Origin of the sequence: Tissierella simiarum (assembly GCF_018917865.1) — a bacterium.
Taxonomy (GTDB): Bacteria; Bacillota; Clostridia; order Tissierellales; family Tissierellaceae; genus Tissierella_C; species Tissierella_C simiarum.
The window spans coordinates 16,109-33,652 of sequence record NZ_JAHLPM010000027.1 but is presented as its reverse complement, the minus strand read 5'-3'; the positions used below and the strand labels follow the sequence as shown (position 1 = coordinate 33,652).

Below are 17,544 nucleotides of genomic sequence, written 5' to 3'. Positions count from 1 at the left end.
ATTAATGAAGAGTATTTAAATCCAGTAAGGATTAAGGTAGTATAAATGTAAACTGTGAGCACTTGCTTTCAGCATAGGGCGTACTTGGACACGCCAAAAAGAATAAGGCTTCCTAAGTAATCAGGTTGAAAAGTAATAGCAAACTTCTTTACGAAAAAGAATCCCCCATCTTCTATAAGTGGGGGAGGGTTCAAAAAACATGAACTAAGGGAATTCATTCCTACTCTCGAAAATATGTATTGTTACCTAGATGACAAAGAACAAATACAAGCATTTTTATTTGTAGATAACGATAATATAGAAATGTTATTTGTTCATAACGATTTAAGAGGTAAAGGAGTAGGAAAAAAACTTATAAACTATGCAATAGAAAAATTAAATGCTACAAAAGTAGATGTTAATGAAGAAAATAAACAAGGCATAGGATTTTATAAACATATGAGTTTTAAAGTTATTGATCGTTCTGAATTAGATAATGCTGGGAGAAATTATCCTATTCTCCATATGGAATTGGAAAAATAAAATACCATAATACCAAATATAAAGTGAGGTAATTTATGATTATTGAAAGCAAAAAAATAGAAGGAAAAAATATAAAATGGATACTTCGTTGTCCAACAAAAAATGATGCAGCTGAATTGTCTGAATTAAGAATTAAGATTGATGGAGAAACAGAAAATCTCGATAGAGAATCTGGCGAAGGTCTATTAACTCCAGAGGATTTTAAAAAACTTATTTATGAGGATTCAATGGCAGAAAGAACTTTATTTTTAGTTGCAGAAGTAGATGGTAAAATTGTTGGATTTACTCGTTGTATAGGAAATAAATTGAGTAGATTTAGACATAAAGCTGAATTTGGAATATGTATATCTAAGGAATACTGGGGTCATGGAATTGGTAAAGTACTACTAGAAAATGTTTTGATGTGGGCAGATGCTACAGGAATAGAAAAGATTTCATTGACGGTAGTAGAAACAAATACAAAGGCAATTCAATTATATAAAAAATATGGATTTGTAGAAGAAGGATTGCTAAGAAAAGATCGTATTCATAAAGATGGAAACTATTATAATACAGTTATAATGGGAAGATTATTAAATAAGTAGAACTAATAGATCAAGCTAGATAGGGTTATTTTCTATTAAATGTAATAATTTTTATTTTATATACCATACTAACTATACAACAACTAGAAAGGATGATTAGTATGGAAAATCCAAAAGCTATATCTGAAATATTAAATCAGACTAAAAGAATAGAAGAAAATAACTTTTCTAACATGGAATACGCTACAAGTATTAGTATGCTACTTAATTCTAATGATTTAGCTAAGACAAAAGATAAAGAATTATCCGATAAGGTTAATAAACTTAATAGACATATAGAAGATATAAACAAATTAACTGCAGATTTATTAAATGATTTATCAAGTAGACATAATTAAGGTGATAGATATCTATCACCTTAATTTATTATACTAATCTCCTATTTAACCAGTATTATAGTTATAACAACAATAATAATAGGTAAAATCATAAGAAACATTCCCAAAGGTCTACCTGCATTAACAGTCCATCCTACTCCAAATCTTTTCTCTACGAACAAAGATGAATCATCTGGATTATAATAAATTGTATTTCCTAACTTCCATAGATTATCATCATCTCTATCATGAATAGTTTCAATAACTTTATCTTCTCTTAATTTTAATCTTTCTCCTCCTTGACCTATTTTAACTGCTAAAACAATAGTTCCGATTATAATGATTCCACTTATCCCTAAAATTATAAAATTAAAAATTCCCATATTTATGCGAAGGACTCCTAGAGATACCATATTTATAAAGGTAAATAAAAGTTCTAAAAGTGTTAACATCCCTATTAAGTACATAGACCAAGCTTTTCTAAATAATATATTTCTCTTTAAAGATTCTTCAGGACTATTAGGGTTTATCTGCTGCTTCGATCTTCCTATTATAAAATAAGTAAAATATATAGCTATAGCCATAGAAATTTGAGTTAACGGCATCATGAGTAGTGTGGATATAGACTTATCTTTATATTCACTGACATTTCCTTGGAAATTCCAGTGAGTAGGTATTTTATTTGGCAAAGTCGGATATAGAACAAAAACTAATATAATATTAAATAAAATAATTCCTATAGGAACTAAAAACCATATAGGTGAAACAATGCCTCTGCTTTTTTTATCTCGACTATATCTCATATCCACCATTACTATTTTTCCACCTATTTTATCCCATCCCTTTTCTATCTTTAATTCTTTTGACTTCTTATTCCACTTTAAATAAATTAAAAATAAAATTGCCATATAAACAAAAATTAAAAAAACAAGTAATATAACATTAGATGAATAGTATAATAACAAAGATATAATAAATAAAATAGGTATTCCAATAATTAAATTATCCCTTTTAAAACCTTTAAATAGTCTCTTTATTTCCTCATCTTCTAGAACTTCTTCTGGAACTTTTACTCCAAACAATATGTTTTTTCTAGTTGTTTTTGGTGTCAATATTTGAGTTATTAATATAAATAATAAAATCAATGAATTAAACAATACCCATATTAATTTTTCAGTCATTCCTATGGTCCTCCTTTCATTCTTTATTAGGACTTCATTTCATCAAATAAATCTTCACAAATTTTTATAAATTCTTCTTTCTCTATACTTCTATTTTTACTATCTGCAATAATATAACTTAACTCTTCTTTTAAAAACTTCATATACTCTTCTTGGGCCTTAGGTAATATGTCTTTTATCATGGCTCCTTTTCTTCTATCTATACTTAAGTATCCTTCATTCTTTAATATATTATAAGTTTTATTGACAGTATGAAGATTTATACCTATATCTTCTGCTAATTGCCTAACAGAAGGTAATTCTTCTCCTTTTTCCAACTGCCCCTTTGCTATTCCAATTATAATCTGTCTTCTAAGTTGTTCATAAATAGGAATATCTGATTCAAAATCTATTTCCAATAGCATATTTTTCATCCTTTCTATCTGTTATATACATTGTATAACAGGTGTTTTTTTATTTCAATAGTTTCCAAAAAATAAAGGATTTTATTTACAAATATCGAATATATTATATTGGGTGATAAAAATGAAGACAATTTCTTTAAAAACCAATGAAAGAATGTATATGTCTAACAAACAACTTCTTTTATCCTATAACAAAAATAAGGATATTGATATTAGAAATAAGATTATTATAAATAATCTTGGTCTTATCTACATGGCTGCTAGAAAAAGAATTCATCTTACTACTTCTTTTACTTTTGATGATTTAGTTCAAGAAGGTGTTATTGGAATGATGAAAGGAATAGATAAGTTTGACCTAAGCAAAAATATTAGCTTCTCTACTTATATATATTATTGGATTGGTCAACAAATGGATAGGGCCATTATGAATGGTGGGTATATTGTTCGTCTACCTGCCTATATTTACGAGAAGATAAATAGATTATCTGCTGCAGAAAATGATCTTTTAAATGAAAAAGAAGAAATTGATATAAAACAGCTATGTAAAAAATTAAACATTTCAGAAATTGAATACCATTCTATTAATAATTATAAAAAAAATTATGGATCTATTACATCTCTTAATACTCTAGCAAATCCTGACTCTGACGAATCTTATAATGAGCTTTTAGACTATATTCCCTGCAACAATAATCCACCTATAGACAAAACAATTATTGATGAAGATTTAAAAATACAATTAAGAGAAACTTTAAATTCTTTGACTTTAAAGGAAAAAGAAATCCTAGAGCTTCGTTTTGGTCTTAACGACAACAATCCTATGACTTTAGAAGCCATAGGTAAAAAATATAATGTGACTAGAGAAAGAATCCGTCAAATAGAGAATAAAGCTTTAAAAAAGCTTAACCGTCTAAACTCTAATAACGGAATTAGAGACTTTTTAATAGAATCTTAAGTTTATAAAGGATATTCTTTAAAGAAATTTATTCTTTCTTCCATGGTTGGATGGCTATGGTACCATATTTTAAATATTTTACTTGTTCGAGGCAATCCTAAACTTTCTTCATAAAGCTTCGTCATAGTAGAAATAGCTGCCTCTTTATCTTCTGTTAATTGCATCTCAACATTGTCTGCTTCTTTTTCCATATATCTAGAAACATAATTGGTAAAAGGTAGACCTATAAAAGTATAAAAATTTAAAACCAAAAGTATTAAAGGAATAGAAGCTATGTCATAAATCTTTCTAAATCCAAAGGTACCATCAGATAAATATAATATCCAATTTGAAGTCTTATATATTAAGTACATCAATAGAATTGTAAAAATACTACTTAAAAAAATACCCTTCCAAATATGGCCTTTTACATAATGGCCTATTTCATGTGCCGTTACACTTAATACTTCTCTCTCTTCCAAATTGTTAATAGTTGTATCCCATAAAACTATTCGCTTAGAATTAAATACTCCTGTCATATAAGCATTCATTTCCTTAGTATCTCTACTCTTATCTACCTGGTATATTTTTGCATCCTTTATATCTGCTTTATGGAGAAGCTGAATAATTTCTTGACCTAATTTATCATTCTCAATAGAAGTATATTTATTAAATAATGGATCTATAAACATAGGTGAAATAAAGTTTAAAAATATGGCAACTGGAATAGACATAAGTCCTATATAAAGCCACCAAGTTCTAGGGCTTCTATTAATAATATAATAAGGAACCCATATAAATAAGGAAATAGCTAAATCATTTAATAAAAATCCTTTTAAGTTTACCTCAAGCCATCTTAGCACACTTTGATTAGATAGCCCATATTTATGTTTTAAATAAAATGAGCTGTAATAATTCAATGGTAGATTTATTAGAAAATTTATTAAAAAGAATATAATACCGTAAATTAATCCTGTTAAAAATAGACTTTTCTTTCCCGTTTCTGCCCAGATCCTAATTCTGTAGGATGTCTTTGTAGTCAAAAATAATAAAGGGATTAAAAATTTTAATATTAAATTAATAGCCCAAACTTTTAAACTATCCTTCCTATAATCGTAGGCTTTATTAGATAAGTTAGGATACTCTATTTTCAATCTAGACATATTTATATACTCGCTTATAAAAGTGAAAAAAATAAAACTTATAATCAATATGAAAAATATAGTAATCGTTGTTTTCAATTTTCTCTCCATAGAGTCACATCCTTTTTTTTATTACCTTATATTTATATGCAGTAAAACCATTATTATTCAAAAACCTATTAATCAAGCAAATTATAGTTCTATAGGATTATATCTTAACAAATTATTTCTTCTTCCTTTGAAATAATTGTGAATTCAATCTATAATATAGTGTAATAGCAAAAAATTATTTTCTAACTTCAAACTAATTTGATTACCTATGGGTATATATGATTATTATACCACTTTTAAGGAGGAATTTTTGTGAAAAAGAAAGGTATCATACTGTTAATAGCCTTATTAATCTTATCACCAATCCTATATAAACACTTTAAGAAAGAACCTCCTGAAGTTTTTACACATAATGGAGTTGTTCATACTACTAAAGTCAATAAGGATAGTTTTCAAGTTTATACGGATGGAGAATGGAAGAACATTTTAATTAAAGGAGTAAATTTAGGTATAACTCAACCTGGAAAGTCATCTACTGAAGCAAATATTTCCGAAGATGAATATTATAGGTGGTTTGAAAAAATAGGTAAGATGAATGCTAATTCCATAAGAATCTATACTATTCATCCTCCCCATTTTTATAAGGCTTTAGCAAAGTATAATGAAAAAAATGAAAATCCAATTTACTTATTTCAAGGAATACTAATCGATGAAAATATTTTAGCAGAAACCTTAGATGCTTTTAAATTAGACAGTATCCTTCCTTTCAAAGAAGAAATTCAGAATGCTATAGATGTTGTTCATGGAAATATAACTTTACCCGAAAAACCTGGACATGTTAGTGGAGAATATACTGCAGATGTTTCTCCTTATTTAATGGGATGGATTCCTGGTATAGAGTGGCAGCCTTCTATGGTACATAACACTAATAAAGTAAGAGTAGATAAAGGTCAATATGATGGGACCTATGTCTATACAGAAAATGCTAAACCTTTTGAAAACTGGCTAGCAGATATTATGGATCATATTTTAACTTATGAAATGGAAAAATATAATTGGCAGCACCCTGTAAGCTTTACAAACTATGTAAGCACAGATTTATTGAGTCATCCTTATGAACCTTTAGAAGAAAATGATTTAGTAGGAATTAATCCAAACGTCATTAAATTTAAAAATGTAGAAACTGGATATTTTGCTTCTTATCATGTTTATCCATATTATCCAGACTTTTTAAACCTAGATCCAAAATATACAAAATATATTGATCATAGGGGTAAAACTAATAACTATGCTGGATACTTAAAAGACTTAATTAGTGTACATGAAATTCCTGTGTTAATAGCCGAATTTGGAGTTCCTAGTTCAAGAGGGCTTACTCATGTAAATGCTCATGGATGGGATCAAGGTTTTTTAACTGAAGATGAACAAGGAAATATTTTATCCCACAGATTCGAAGATATTGTTAAAGAAGGTTATTTAGGCGGAATAGTGTCTAGTTGGCAAGATGAATGGTTTAAAACTATTTGGAATACTATGGATTTTGATAATCCAAACAGAAGACCTTATTGGTCTAATGCTCAAACTTGTGAACAGCAGTTTGGTTTACTAAGTTTTGACAGGCATAAGATTAAAGTTGATGGAAGTAAAGATGATTGGAAAAAATTAAAAGCTAAGCCTATTTACTCGGCAAATAAAAAAGACTTAAACCATATTAAAAATATTTATATAGATCATGATGAAAGATATGTCTACTTTGGAATAGAATATAAAGATTTGAGGAATAACAACTTAGACACTTTAATACTTTTAGATACGATTCCTAACCAAGGAAACACTACTAATCCTTTTAATAAAAATATATCTACAAAAAATGGAATGGACTTTATCATTCACATAACAGAACAAGATGATTCTAAAATATTAGTGGATAGTTATTATGATACTTTCTATTATCAGTATGGGAAAGTTTTAAAAATGTATCCTGAAAATCCTCAATACGAGGAAAAAAACAATGGAATATTTAATCCTATAAGATTAGCCTTAAATAAAGAAATAACTATTCCAAAAACAGGACAAAAACAACCTTTAATCCATTATGAAACTGGTATATTAAGAAAAGGAAACGGCAATCCTGAATCACCTGAATATGACTCTTTAGCAGATTATTATATAAACAAAGAGGATAATTTTATGGAAATTAGAATTCCATGGCTTTTACTAAACTTTAAAGATCCTAGTACTAAAGAAATCATGGGGGATATGCATATAAATGGTTTAGAGAGTAAAATAAATATTGATGGAATAAAAATAGCTGTTGCTGCCTATGATACTAACAATCCTGAAAATCCAGATATTTTTCCAAGGTCTACTGATGGTAAAATTTCTGAAAAAGGACTATATAACTATGCTTGGGATAAATGGAACGAGCCTATAATCAAAGAAAGATTAAAAAAATCCTACCATATATTAAAAGATACTTTTAGTAATTACTAAAAAAAGCTTCTAAGGAAGCGTTTCAAGGTAGCTTTTTTTGAAACTCATTTAGGTCAGAACAAGTTCCTACATTGAAAAAAGAAAAAAGTAGAACTTTCCTATTCGTTATAAAAATAGGTATTAAACGAAATTTCGTTTAATACCTATTTCCTATACTCTATTTAACTTTCTAAATTTATTCCATATTATTAATGTAAAAACTAATAATACTATAGTAACTATTATACTGCCTTCAGGACCAAATCCTCCTCCTGTGAAAATCTCAGATCCTTTAATTCTAATTCCAAACAAACTGCTTTCTCCAAGCTTCATTCCACTTACCTCAAACCCAAAAATACTTCCTATCATCCAATTCCACGAAGAATGAATCCCACAAGCACCTACTATACTTTCTTCATTAAAAGCGTATATTGAAAATAATATTCCTACAATTACTATATTTATAAAGGGAATCAAAGTAAAATTTGGATTTAATAGATGCAGTAAAGAAAAAAATAATGAGTTAACTATTATAGCCAATGGTATCCCCCATTTTTTCCCCAATAAAGGCATCTGCCATCCACGTAAATATATTTCTTCTCCAGCCCCCTGCACCATAAACATTAGAAAATATATTCCAATATTTAAAATATCGTCTACTTTAATCTGATTCATCTCTATATCTATGACATTTATAACTTTCATTATTACAACGATTATGGATACTAATATTATACCTATACCTAATCCTTTCAAATATTTAAGAAAAAAGTTGTCGGTTCTGAAACCCAAAGTTGAGAAATCCCTTTTTTCTATAAACTTAACTAACAAAAATATTAAAAAAATAGAAACTACATGTGGTATAAAAAGACCAAGTATATTATTGTATAAATTATAGAAACTTATAATTTTAAATAGAAATACGGATAAATATCCAGATGCCACAATGAGAATTGCAGGCATCAGTAATATTAATACTAAGTTCCAATTCTTTTTACTTTCCCAAGCCATGGTTATTAATTTATTTTCTTTCTCAATCATATCCCTACCCCCTTCATAAAATTTTTATTATGATCCCTTCATTATTATACCCAATTAAAAAACTCCCTATAGGAGTTTTTTAATTTAATATTAGTTTTTTAAACTTTTTACTTTATTAAATACTTAATTAAATACAAAATTATTAAATGAGCAGGATAGAATATATAGAATAAATATTTTAAATTATATCCTTTTTGACCGTTGTAAGTCTTTATAGGTATTAACGCTAGAAGTGCAAAAAATTGAACCAAAATTTGAATTAGCATATATTTACCTTCTGGGGTAAAGAACATTTTTATAGGCATTCCCATTGAAGCAAAGTATAATATAACAAATACAGAATATAATATATATAAAATTACCATTCTGCCTGTTAACTTTTTAAAATCATCATGGTATTTATAGAAGAAATATACCATAAATACGCCTGTAATATCTCCATCCATTTTAAGTAGAAAAGAAAGTATAGCAAATATCCATATAAACAACTGTCTACCTTTCCAATTTGATTTATCATATAAATATATGGCTATAAGACCCATTAATAAATTAAAAATAGTATTTAAAGCAGAGAATCCTTCTCCAAATGCTTCCCTAAAAGTATATAGAAAAGGTATTTGAGAAATCAATGCTATAATAAACAACCTAAGCATGTATTTTTTTACATTTCTTGTCCTTAAATATCCTTGTGCAATAAAAAATGCAAAGATAGGAAAAGCCAATCTGCCAATTATCTTAAATATTCCATATTGAGGAAAAAAGATTGCTCCTATATGGTCAATCAACATAGTTATAATTGCCAATAATTTCAGCTGAAAACCGGTCATATTAAATCTACTCCTTTTTTTATATTGAAAATTAAATTCTCTCCTAAATTTAAATAAAACTCCTTTAAAGGAGTTTTATTTAAATTTAATGGCTGTACCTATTACATTAACTACTAAAGCCAATCCTTGTTGCAAATTGGTTAAGCTATATTCAACATTTAATACAGCATCTGCACCCATATCTCTTGCTTCTTCCTCTAATCTATCTAAAGCTATTTTTTTCCCTCCGTTAATCAATTCAGTATATGATTTTAATTCTCCGCCTACCATATTTTTTAGACCTGCTGCAAAATCCTTTCCAAAATGTTTGGAATAGGCTACAGATCCTTCCACTATTCCTAATATATCGTAATCTTTATTTGGAATATCTGGTAAATTAGTGATTATCATAGTCTTCCTCCTTATAAATCAATTTTATTTTCTATTATATATCCTGTTCCTAAGAAAGCGACAATACCTACAACTAAATTATATATCATACCTGCTATTCCTATAAAAGCTCCTTCTCCAGTTCCCATAGTTATACTAGCGCCATTCATATTCATAGTAATATTAGGTAAATATTCCAATCCTTTTAGATGAGTTATTTCTAAAGTATTTAAGTTTAGATAGTAAGGTATTAAGCCATTTATTTTAACATTGAAATAGGCAACTAATGCGTTTAATATTAAGAATATAATAAACCATAATCCGCCTATTTTTTTATTTCTTATACTTACTCTACTTAATGCCATGGAAAAATAAATTAATATTAGTGTAATTACTCCTCCAATAAACGCGGTTATTATAAAAGTAATAGCTTCTTTACTAAATGTATTAAATACATCAAACATTTCTTTAAATGGTAAATATATATCAAATAAAATTTTTGCTAAAAATATATTGTATAATAAAGTTACAAATCCTAAAACTATAAACCACATTATAGCGACTATCAACTTGCCCCCTACTATTTGATTTCCTGTTAAAGGTAATGTAAAGGTTAAATAGCCTCTATCTTCATATAATTCTTTTCTAAATGAACCTACTATAAATAAAAACGCTGTTAAAAATGTTCCAAATATGGTTAAGGAAAATAAAAATGCTACTAGAGGAAATCTGCTACCATCAAATCCTCCTGTTCTCACATTTACTTGTATAACAGTGGATGCAATTAGTACTATGGCCAAGATTCCTAAAATAACTTTATAACTGCCTTTTATTTCATACTTAATATATTTGCCCATTATATTCCTCCTACTCTCCAAATATTTCCTTATAAAGCTCATCTATTTGCATACCTTTTTCTTCTCTTAAGGTTTCAGCATTTCCTGTTAGATAGACTTCTCCTTCTCTTAGAAAAACTACATCATCAAATATATTTTCCATATCTCTTACTAAATGAGTTGTTATAATCATAGAACTATTTTCATTATAGTTATTTATTATGGCATCTAATATTTGATCTCTTGCTACTGGGTCTACTCCTGCTATAGGTTCGTCTAAAATATATAGCTTAGCATTTCTAGATAATACTAAAGTTAGATTCAACTTTTCTGTCATACCTTTAGATAAAGAAGTTACCTTCATATCCCTTTTTAGTTTCATAAAGTCTAATAATTCATAAGCTCTTTTTTCATTAAAATCCTTATAGAAATCTTTATAAAAGCTTAATGCATCTTGTATAGTCATCCAGTTATATAAAAAATTTCTATCTGGCAAATAAGATACTATAGATTTTGTATAAACTCCTGGTTCATGACCATCTATCAATACCTCACCTTTAGTCTCTCTTAATATACCTGTTAGAATCTTTATTAAAGTAGTCTTCCCACTACCATTAGGACCAAGAATACCTACTACTTTACCTTCTTCTATGTTTAAAGCTAGGTTATTTAAGGCCTTTTTATTGAAATAGGATTTACTCAATCCCTTAATCTCAACAATATTTCTCATTAAATCTCCTCCTTTGCTTTCTCAGTGATTAAATCCACAATTTCTTTAGAATCAAAACCTAGAGACTTCATGTCTAATATAAAACTTTTTACTATATTAGATGCCATGTTTTGCTTAAGTCCCTTGATAACAGCTTTATCCTCTGTAACAAAAGTACCCATTCCTCTTTGAGTAAAAACTAAATTTTCTCTTTCCAATTCTTGGTAAGACCTTTGTATCGTATTTGGATTAACTTTTAAATCTATTGATAATTCTCTAACCGATGGCAATTTCTCTCCCTCCTTTAAATTACCCGACACTATTCTTCTCTTAATTAAATTCATAATCTGCATATATATTGGAAGATTTTCATTAAAGTCCATCCTTTCACCTCCATACAAGAGTGTGCTTGTGTATTAATTATATAGTACACTAACATTGTCTAACTGTCAATTATTTTTTAAAAAAATAAGCCTAAAAATAGGCTTATTTAATCTCAATACCTCCAAACATTACAAAACACTTAATTCTTAGTATAGGTGCATTTGGGTCCGTATTAATTCTAGTTTTATTACTCCATCCTCCAAATACAGGAAAACCCGTTACTTCAACTCTCCACTCTTGGGGAACAAATATATCTATTCCACCAAACATAGCATTTAATTCCATATAAGTTTCTTCATTCTTTAATTTTGCTCCCCTTAGATCTAAATCTATTCCTCCAAAGATAGCTGTAGCTCTACCTCCTTGAAATTGTTGCGATTGATTATTGGTCTCTAATCCAGACATTATAACAAAAGCATCTATACTGTCTTCTAAACTTACATTTTCATTACTCCAACCAAACATATTGCTATTAGTAGTTCCATTATTTATGCTTCTACTGGAAAACACTATCCTAAGCCCTACTAAAATTAATATAACTGGCCATATAATTGTAAAAACATTGAAATTTATTAGATCTAATCGATCTAACTGAAAAAATACTCCTATTAATATTACAATAGTGTTTCCAAACTTAGAAGCTCTTTTATTAAATATTCCTGATAAACCCCATAAAATCAATATACTAGGCCAATACACTGAGAGTATTTCACTAAAGTTTATGATAGTAAATTGATCTAGTAAGAAACCTGCTCCCAACAATACTAATAAAATTCCTACAAAATAATTACTTCCCATAATATTTACACCTCCACCTTATTATATTCTCATGTTATAATGTACACTTTATAATATATACCCTAATTATAAGTTATGCACAAGCTAAAAATTAATATTTATTAATTTTATTAATCTAAATATAATATGCGGTCATTGACAAAAATCGTTTATGTGAATATCTTAATATAAGAGTTTCTATCTTTTTTCAAAAAGAGTACACCCATCCTCTATAGGTGGGTGGTGAATTTTTACTTAGCTAAAGCTAAGTTTTTTCTTTTATTAGATTGCATAAATAATAGCATTTATTGTAAAATCGTGACTACATTAATGAAGAGTATTTAAATCCAGTAAGGATTAAGGTAGTATAAATGTAAACTGTGAGCACTTGCTTTCAGCATAGGGCGTACTTGGACACGCCAAAAAGAATAAGGCTTCCTAAGTAATTAGGTTGAAAAGTAATAGCAAACTTCTTTACGAAAAAGAATCCCCCATCTTCTATAAGTGGGGGAGGGTTCAAATTCTAATGATAAATTTTATAGTTCTTGAACACTGACTACTAAAATGCTATCTCCATATTCTTCATCTAAAGTTTTTAATATTTCATCTCCCGTGTTAGCCATGCTTTTATGAAGTTCAATAATATCCAAAATATAGCCTTCATCTAATTTTTCCAAAATCTCATCATTGAACCATCCTAAATATATGCTAGTTCTGTCATTTAAGTTAAAATTTCTTCCAGAACCTTGGTAGTTTGTTTGATTTAATAATACATCCTTATCCCTTATATTTAAAACAGAATACTTTGTAAGGATATTTCTAACTTTTTCATCGATATCTTTATAAGCTACTAAAAATACCTTATATTTAATATTCGATCCTTTATTATTCATACCCTACCCCCTTTTAATTTTAGCATATTAGCCATTATCTTTGTTTCCATCCTACTACTTTGATATTATTTTGTCAATACTTCTATTCCCTTCTTTACCTTTTTAATATAATATGAAGTCTTATATTGAATATGCATTTAATATTTTTAATATAATTTTTAAATATATTTAAAATAAAAATTAATATTTTTAATGTTAATATTGACATTTTTAATTTTCTATAATATTCTTTAAGTATAAACTTCATAAAGCTTTAAGCTTTAAATTATTAAAGGGGGTATTTGTTTGACTAGTTATGCTATGGAAGTAAAAAATTTAAGAAAAGAGTTTCAAGTAAAAAAGAAAAAAACTCCTTTTTGGAAAAAAGATTATAATAAAGAAATTTTCGTTGCTGTTGATAATGTAAGTTTTAGCGTTCATAAAGGAGAAATATTTGGATTTTTAGGTCCTAATGGTGCAGGTAAAACAACTACAATAAAAATGATCTCTACTCTACTAATGCCAACTTCTGGTTCCGTTATAGTTAACGGTATAAATTCACATGAAAAATCTATAGAGGTTCTTAGAAACTTAGGAACAGTACTGGCTGGGGAAAGAAGTATTTATTGGAAGCTTTCCGGTAGAGAAAATTTAGAATATTTTGCAGCTATGAATGGTATCACAGGAAAAATTGCTAAAGAAAAAATAGATTATTTACTTAAAAGATTTAACTTAGAAAAAAGGGCAGATGAAACTGTAGAGAAATATTCAACAGGTATGAAGCAAAGGGTAGCTTTAGCTAAAGCTTTAATTGCAGATCCACAAATAGTAATATTAGATGAACCTACATCTGGCTTAGATCCTCAGTCTGCAAGAAATTTAAGAGAAATCATACTAGAAATAAAAGAAGAAGGTAGAACTGTACTTCTAACAACTCACTATATGGAAGAGGCAGATCAATTAAGTGATAGAATTGCTATTATAGATCACGGAAAAATCATAGCTTTAGATACTCCTGAAAATTTAAAAAAGGGGCTAAGTAAAACTAAAAGCCTAGTTCTTCAATTGGATCACTGGGATGAAACTATTTCAAATAAATTAAAAGATATACCTGCTGTAGAAAATATAAATAGTAGTTTTAATGATTCAAATCAAATTTGGGAAGTAAAAATCCATATTTCCAATGGTAGCCAAGTTATTAGCTCTTTAATATCCAATATAGCTTCTTCTAATACTAAAATAATCAATTTTAGAGTAGATGAGCCGACTTTAGAAGATGTATTCATTAATTTAACAGGAAAATCTTTAAGAGAATAGGAGGAATAATATGAAAAGGTCACCTATTATAACTGCAATTTTATCTGTTTTTAAAAAAGAACTTAAAATTTTTTTAAGATATCCATCTTGGTTTATAGCTATGTTAATATGGCCTATTATATTTCCTTTTGGATATTTGTTTACAGCTAAAGCTTTATCTGGTACTGACGGTCAATCCTTAGCAGCTTTTTCTAATATTTCAGGAACTTCTGATTACATAAGTTTTATGCTAATCGGAACTACTATGTGGATGATAATGAATACTATGTTATGGTCTTTTGGAACTAGTCTTAGAACTGAACAAATAAGAGGAACTTTGGAGTCTAATTGGCTTTGTCCAGTTCCAAAGATTACAATTTTATTAGGCCATTCTTTATGGGAAATATTTTTTAATATTATTTTTCTTACTATTACCGCTATAGAATTTAAGCTAGTATACAACTTTAAATTCATAGGAAGTCCATTACTTTCCTTCCTAATAATTATAATATCTATTCCTTCAATTTATGGAATTGGATTTATCTTTGCAAGTTTAGTTATGTGGCAAAAAGAAACGAATTCAATGGTTTTTTTAGTTAGAGGAATAATGTCTGTATTTTGTGGAATAACTTATCCATTGGCTGTTTTACCTAATTGGATGGGAAATATATCGAAAGTAATTCCTTTAACCCATAGTATTAGTGCTTTAAGATCTGTTATTTCAACGGGTGCAACACTAGCAGATATTAAAAGCCAAATATACTATCTAATATTTTCAGGCATTATTCTTATGGCTTTAGGTTTTCTAGCTTTTAATTTCACTCAAAGAAAAGTTAAGGAATCTGGTTCCTTAGGTCATTTTTAATTGAAAGGAGGAAATATTATGGCTTTTAAAAATTTAAGAATATATTTATCTGCTATTTCTGCTATTATTAAAAAAGATATAAAAATATTTTTTGCTTATCCTATAAATGCTGTTTTTAGAATTATAGAACCTATAATGTGGATTACTCCAGTTTATTTTTTATCTAAGTCTTTTCAGATAAATGGAGAGAATATTGGTTTTGGTCAATATTCTGGAACTACTGACTATATGGCTTTTCTAGTTATCGGAACTGTAGTCAGCAGCTTTGTAAGCTCTGTTTTATGGGGTATGGGTTTCTCCTTAAAAGAAGAAAAGGATTCAGGTGTAATAGAATCTAATTGGCTGACTCCAATTCCTTTGTGGGTACAGTTAATAGGTAGATCAATTTTCTCACTAATAATAACTACTATAAATTCTTTAACTGTAGCATTGTTAATATGGACATTCTTCGGTTTTAATATAAACAACAACATAATCCATGCAATAATCACTTTAATTCCTTTACTTATTGCGTTATATGGTCTAGGATTTGGTATAGCTTCTTTAGTGCTTATAACCAGTAATGCTAACCAAATAATTGATATAACCAATTTTTCTCTAAATATTCTTTGTGGTCAAGATTTTCCTATTACCGTTCTACCAAGAGTTATAACGGCTATATCTTTGGCTATCCCTTTAACCTATGGTTACGATGCCATAAGAGGATTGCTTTTAGGAACCAATACCTTGTTTCCTATAAAAACAGAACTTCTTATATTGACAATTTTTATGATAATAGGAATATTTTTAGGCCGTTATATACTAAAGAAAGTAGAAAGACATTGTAAGACTATTGGAAATATCGGATTCCATTAAAACAAGGTGACAGAGGATTCTTTGTCACCTTACTAAATTTATCTTTCCCTATATGTAATAGTAGCAACATAAATATTTCCGTGTTGTTCATACTCTATATCTATAACTTCTAATATTTTATCTTCATTTTCTGCTATCCAACTTTCTACCTTATCTTTAAGTTCTGATCCATCATTATATTGGACAAAAGCTTCATGTTTCATAAGAAATATACCTCCATTATATTTTCATATAATAAAGTATATTCACCATATCCAACAGTATTCCTTTGTTATTCTTCTTCAATTATTACAATTGCGTTGTTTATAATTACTCGATTTCCCTCTACATCAAATTTAACTTTATTCCCATAGTCATTTACTTCTATATCTATTTTACCTTCATATTCTTTAATTAATTTTCCATCTTGACTATATACTTGAACCGTTCTTTTTAATCCTGTCCAGCTTGATTTATAGTCCTTTATATCTCTTTCTATGGATTTACATGAAGATAAGGTTAAAACTAAAACTAGTAAAAGAGCTATTAATGTAATTTTCTTTTTCACTTTTCTCCCCCACTTTTTATATTATACAAATATCCTACTCTAATACAAAAAATCCAGGTTCTTTTGGGTGGTCCATAAATTTTACATGACTTTCATATTTTGATACTAAATATGCCATATAATAATCTCCACTTCCACTAGCTACTACCCAACCACAAATTATGCTCCAAAAAATATTATTAGTAAAAAATAAAAATATAACTGTAACTATACCTAGTATTACGCTTGGTAATAACAACGTACTTATATATCCAAATTTGGTGATTAAGCAGTCATTGCAGGCACAATAAGGTGTAAAATATTGTTTATGAAAACCAAACTTTACTTTATCCCTAGGAGCTTTAGCTAAAATTATAAATCCTAAGGCATGTAGACCTTCATGTATTACTATAATTATAGCTATGTATATAATTCCAATCCAATTAAACTTAAAAAATAGATGATTATATATTTTTCTTTGTATAAAAAATGATATAACAAAAGAAATTAATAAGGAACTAATATAGGTTATATTTACTTTTTTTAGATCCACTATGACCTCTTTCAATAAATCTACCCC

The 17,544-nt window shown here is 28.0% G+C and carries 22 protein-coding genes; 8 read left to right on the top strand and 14 right to left on the bottom strand.

Going from position 1 to position 17,544, the window contains the following annotated elements; all coding sequences use genetic code 11:
• The first annotated feature begins 135 nt into the window (after window positions 1-135).
• From KQI42_RS19545 to KQI42_RS19535, 3 genes are all read left to right on the top strand, one after another.
• Entirely contained in the window at window positions 136-522 is a 387-nt protein-coding gene (locus KQI42_RS19545) for a GNAT family N-acetyltransferase (RefSeq protein WP_343231731.1), read from the top strand.
• 35 nt (window positions 523-557) lie between these two features.
• Window positions 558-1,106 carry a GNAT family N-acetyltransferase gene (locus KQI42_RS19540; protein WP_216522212.1) on the top strand — a complete coding sequence of 183 codons (549 nt, stop codon included), beginning with the start codon at window positions 558-560 and terminating at the stop codon, window positions 1,104-1,106.
• 101 nt (window positions 1,107-1,207) lie between these two features.
• The gene (locus KQI42_RS19535; RefSeq protein WP_216522211.1) at window positions 1,208-1,444 is read left to right on the top strand and encodes a hypothetical protein; all 237 of its coding nucleotides are present in this window, start codon (window positions 1,208-1,210) and stop codon (window positions 1,442-1,444) included.
• Window positions 1,445-1,485: 41 nt separating this feature from the next.
• Here KQI42_RS19535 and KQI42_RS19530 read toward each other — a convergent pair whose 3' ends face one another.
• Both KQI42_RS19530 and KQI42_RS19525 read right to left on the bottom strand, forming a co-directional pair.
• Window positions 1,486-2,604, bottom strand: coding sequence for a DUF1648 domain-containing protein (locus KQI42_RS19530; RefSeq protein ID WP_216522210.1), 1,119 nt, complete (start codon window positions 2,602-2,604; stop codon window positions 1,486-1,488).
• Between the two features lie 26 nt (window positions 2,605-2,630).
• On the bottom strand, window positions 2,631-3,008 hold the full coding sequence (locus KQI42_RS19525; protein WP_216522209.1) for a GntR family transcriptional regulator: 378 nt from the start codon (window positions 3,006-3,008) through the stop codon (window positions 2,631-2,633).
• A gap of 121 nt (window positions 3,009-3,129) precedes the next feature.
• Here KQI42_RS19525 and KQI42_RS19520 point away from each other — a divergent pair, with 121 nt between their 5' ends.
• A complete protein-coding gene (locus tag KQI42_RS19520) occupies window positions 3,130-3,963 on the top strand; it encodes a sigma-70 family RNA polymerase sigma factor (protein WP_216522208.1) in 834 nt (277 codons plus the stop codon).
• Between the two features lie 2 nt (window positions 3,964-3,965).
• Here KQI42_RS19520 and KQI42_RS19515 read toward each other — a convergent pair whose 3' ends face one another.
• Window positions 3,966-5,195, bottom strand: a complete 1,230-nt coding sequence (locus tag KQI42_RS19515; RefSeq protein WP_216522207.1) for a M48 family metallopeptidase — start codon at window positions 5,193-5,195, stop codon at window positions 3,966-3,968.
• Between the two features lie 252 nt (window positions 5,196-5,447).
• On the opposite strand from KQI42_RS19515, the gene KQI42_RS19510 reads away from it, so the two are divergent.
• Window positions 5,448-7,628 (top strand): hypothetical protein, encoded by a 2,181-nt coding sequence (locus KQI42_RS19510; protein WP_216522206.1) that lies wholly within the window; start codon window positions 5,448-5,450, stop codon window positions 7,626-7,628.
• Between the two features lie 150 nt (window positions 7,629-7,778).
• On the opposite strand, the gene KQI42_RS19505 is transcribed toward KQI42_RS19510, so the two are convergent.
• The 8 genes from KQI42_RS19505 to KQI42_RS19470 form a co-directional block, all read right to left on the bottom strand.
• Window positions 7,779-8,648 (bottom strand): CPBP family intramembrane glutamic endopeptidase, encoded by an 870-nt coding sequence (locus KQI42_RS19505; protein WP_216522205.1) that lies wholly within the window; start codon window positions 8,646-8,648, stop codon window positions 7,779-7,781.
• A 107-nt stretch (window positions 8,649-8,755) separates the two neighbouring features.
• Window positions 8,756-9,475, bottom strand: a complete 720-nt coding sequence (locus KQI42_RS19500; protein ID WP_216522204.1) for a TraX family protein — start codon at window positions 9,473-9,475, stop codon at window positions 8,756-8,758.
• A gap of 75 nt (window positions 9,476-9,550) precedes the next feature.
• Complete coding sequence (locus KQI42_RS19495) at window positions 9,551-9,865, bottom strand: YbjQ family protein (RefSeq protein ID WP_216522203.1); 315 nt, start codon at window positions 9,863-9,865, stop codon at window positions 9,551-9,553.
• Window positions 9,866-9,876: 11 nt separating this feature from the next.
• Window positions 9,877-10,701 carry a hypothetical protein gene (locus KQI42_RS19490; protein WP_216522202.1) on the bottom strand — a complete coding sequence of 275 codons (825 nt, stop codon included), beginning with the start codon at window positions 10,699-10,701 and terminating at the stop codon, window positions 9,877-9,879.
• A gap of 10 nt (window positions 10,702-10,711) precedes the next feature.
• Window positions 10,712-11,410 (bottom strand): ABC transporter ATP-binding protein, encoded by a 699-nt coding sequence (locus tag KQI42_RS19485; RefSeq protein ID WP_216522201.1) that lies wholly within the window; start codon window positions 11,408-11,410, stop codon window positions 10,712-10,714.
• The gene (locus KQI42_RS19480; RefSeq protein WP_216522200.1) at window positions 11,410-11,772 is read right to left on the bottom strand and encodes a GntR family transcriptional regulator; all 363 of its coding nucleotides are present in this window, start codon (window positions 11,770-11,772) and stop codon (window positions 11,410-11,412) included. The genes KQI42_RS19485 and KQI42_RS19480 overlap by 1 nt, the downstream gene beginning before the upstream one ends.
• A 103-nt stretch (window positions 11,773-11,875) precedes the next feature.
• A complete protein-coding gene (locus tag KQI42_RS19475) occupies window positions 11,876-12,571 on the bottom strand; it encodes a LiaF transmembrane domain-containing protein (protein ID WP_216522199.1) in 696 nt (231 codons plus the stop codon).
• Between the two features lie 515 nt (window positions 12,572-13,086).
• On the bottom strand, window positions 13,087-13,443 hold the full coding sequence (locus tag KQI42_RS19470; protein WP_216522198.1) for a hypothetical protein: 357 nt from the start codon (window positions 13,441-13,443) through the stop codon (window positions 13,087-13,089).
• 285 nt (window positions 13,444-13,728) lie between these two features.
• Between KQI42_RS19470 and KQI42_RS19465 the strand changes: the two genes are divergently transcribed.
• Genes KQI42_RS19465 through KQI42_RS19455 form a run of 3 tightly spaced genes read left to right on the top strand, consistent with a single transcriptional unit; the run spans window position 13,729 to window position 16,438 of the window.
• A complete protein-coding gene (locus KQI42_RS19465) occupies window positions 13,729-14,739 on the top strand; it encodes an ABC transporter ATP-binding protein (RefSeq protein WP_216522196.1) in 1,011 nt (336 codons plus the stop codon).
• Window positions 14,740-14,749: 10 nt separating this feature from the next.
• Window positions 14,750-15,583: an ABC transporter permease gene (locus KQI42_RS19460; protein ID WP_216522194.1), complete on the top strand. Its 834-nt coding sequence runs from the start codon at window positions 14,750-14,752 to the stop codon at window positions 15,581-15,583.
• Window positions 15,584-15,601: 18 nt separating this feature from the next.
• Window positions 15,602-16,438, top strand: a complete 837-nt coding sequence (locus KQI42_RS19455; protein WP_216522192.1) for an ABC transporter permease — start codon at window positions 15,602-15,604, stop codon at window positions 16,436-16,438.
• 38 nt (window positions 16,439-16,476) lie between these two features.
• Here KQI42_RS19455 and KQI42_RS19450 read toward each other — a convergent pair whose 3' ends face one another.
• The 3 genes from KQI42_RS19450 to KQI42_RS19440 form a co-directional block, all read right to left on the bottom strand.
• Window positions 16,477-16,641 carry a hypothetical protein gene (locus KQI42_RS19450; protein ID WP_216522191.1) on the bottom strand — a complete coding sequence of 55 codons (165 nt, stop codon included), beginning with the start codon at window positions 16,639-16,641 and terminating at the stop codon, window positions 16,477-16,479.
• Window positions 16,642-16,709: 68 nt separating this feature from the next.
• Window positions 16,710-16,985 (bottom strand): DUF5052 family protein, encoded by a 276-nt coding sequence (locus tag KQI42_RS19445; RefSeq protein WP_216522190.1) that lies wholly within the window; start codon window positions 16,983-16,985, stop codon window positions 16,710-16,712.
• Between the two features lie 34 nt (window positions 16,986-17,019).
• A complete protein-coding gene (locus KQI42_RS19440; RefSeq protein ID WP_216522188.1) occupies window positions 17,020-17,532 on the bottom strand; it encodes a DUF3267 domain-containing protein in 513 nt (170 codons plus the stop codon).
• Between the last annotated feature and the right edge of the window lie 12 nt (window positions 17,533-17,544).

Coding starts and splice junctions, on each gene's coding strand:
- KQI42_RS19540 (WP_216522212.1), top strand. CDS start 558: ATGATTATTGAAAGCAAAAAAATAGAAGGAAAAAATATAAAATGGATA.
- KQI42_RS19535 (WP_216522211.1), top strand. CDS start 1,208: ATGGAAAATCCAAAAGCTATATCTGAAATATTAAATCAGACTAAAAGA.
- KQI42_RS19530 (WP_216522210.1), bottom strand. CDS start 2,604: ATGACTGAAAAATTAATATGGGTATTGTTTAATTCATTGATTTTATTA.
- KQI42_RS19525 (WP_216522209.1), bottom strand. CDS start 3,008: ATGCTATTGGAAATAGATTTTGAATCAGATATTCCTATTTATGAACAA.
- KQI42_RS19520 (WP_216522208.1), top strand. CDS start 3,130: ATGAAGACAATTTCTTTAAAAACCAATGAAAGAATGTATATGTCTAAC.
- KQI42_RS19515 (WP_216522207.1), bottom strand. CDS start 5,195: ATGGAGAGAAAATTGAAAACAACGATTACTATATTTTTCATATTGATT.
- KQI42_RS19505 (WP_216522205.1), bottom strand. CDS start 8,648: ATGATTGAGAAAGAAAATAAATTAATAACCATGGCTTGGGAAAGTAAA.
- KQI42_RS19500 (WP_216522204.1), bottom strand. CDS start 9,475: ATGACCGGTTTTCAGCTGAAATTATTGGCAATTATAACTATGTTGATT.
- KQI42_RS19495 (WP_216522203.1), bottom strand. CDS start 9,865: ATGATAATCACTAATTTACCAGATATTCCAAATAAAGATTACGATATA.
- KQI42_RS19490 (WP_216522202.1), bottom strand. CDS start 10,701: ATGGGCAAATATATTAAGTATGAAATAAAAGGCAGTTATAAAGTTATT.
- KQI42_RS19485 (WP_216522201.1), bottom strand. CDS start 11,410: ATGAGAAATATTGTTGAGATTAAGGGATTGAGTAAATCCTATTTCAAT.
- KQI42_RS19480 (WP_216522200.1), bottom strand. CDS start 11,772: ATGGACTTTAATGAAAATCTTCCAATATATATGCAGATTATGAATTTA.
- KQI42_RS19475 (WP_216522199.1), bottom strand. CDS start 12,571: ATGGGAAGTAATTATTTTGTAGGAATTTTATTAGTATTGTTGGGAGCA.
- KQI42_RS19470 (WP_216522198.1), bottom strand. CDS start 13,443: ATGAATAATAAAGGATCGAATATTAAATATAAGGTATTTTTAGTAGCT.
- KQI42_RS19460 (WP_216522194.1), top strand. CDS start 14,750: ATGAAAAGGTCACCTATTATAACTGCAATTTTATCTGTTTTTAAAAAA.
- KQI42_RS19455 (WP_216522192.1), top strand. CDS start 15,602: ATGGCTTTTAAAAATTTAAGAATATATTTATCTGCTATTTCTGCTATT.
- KQI42_RS19450 (WP_216522191.1), bottom strand. CDS start 16,641: ATGAAACATGAAGCTTTTGTCCAATATAATGATGGATCAGAACTTAAA.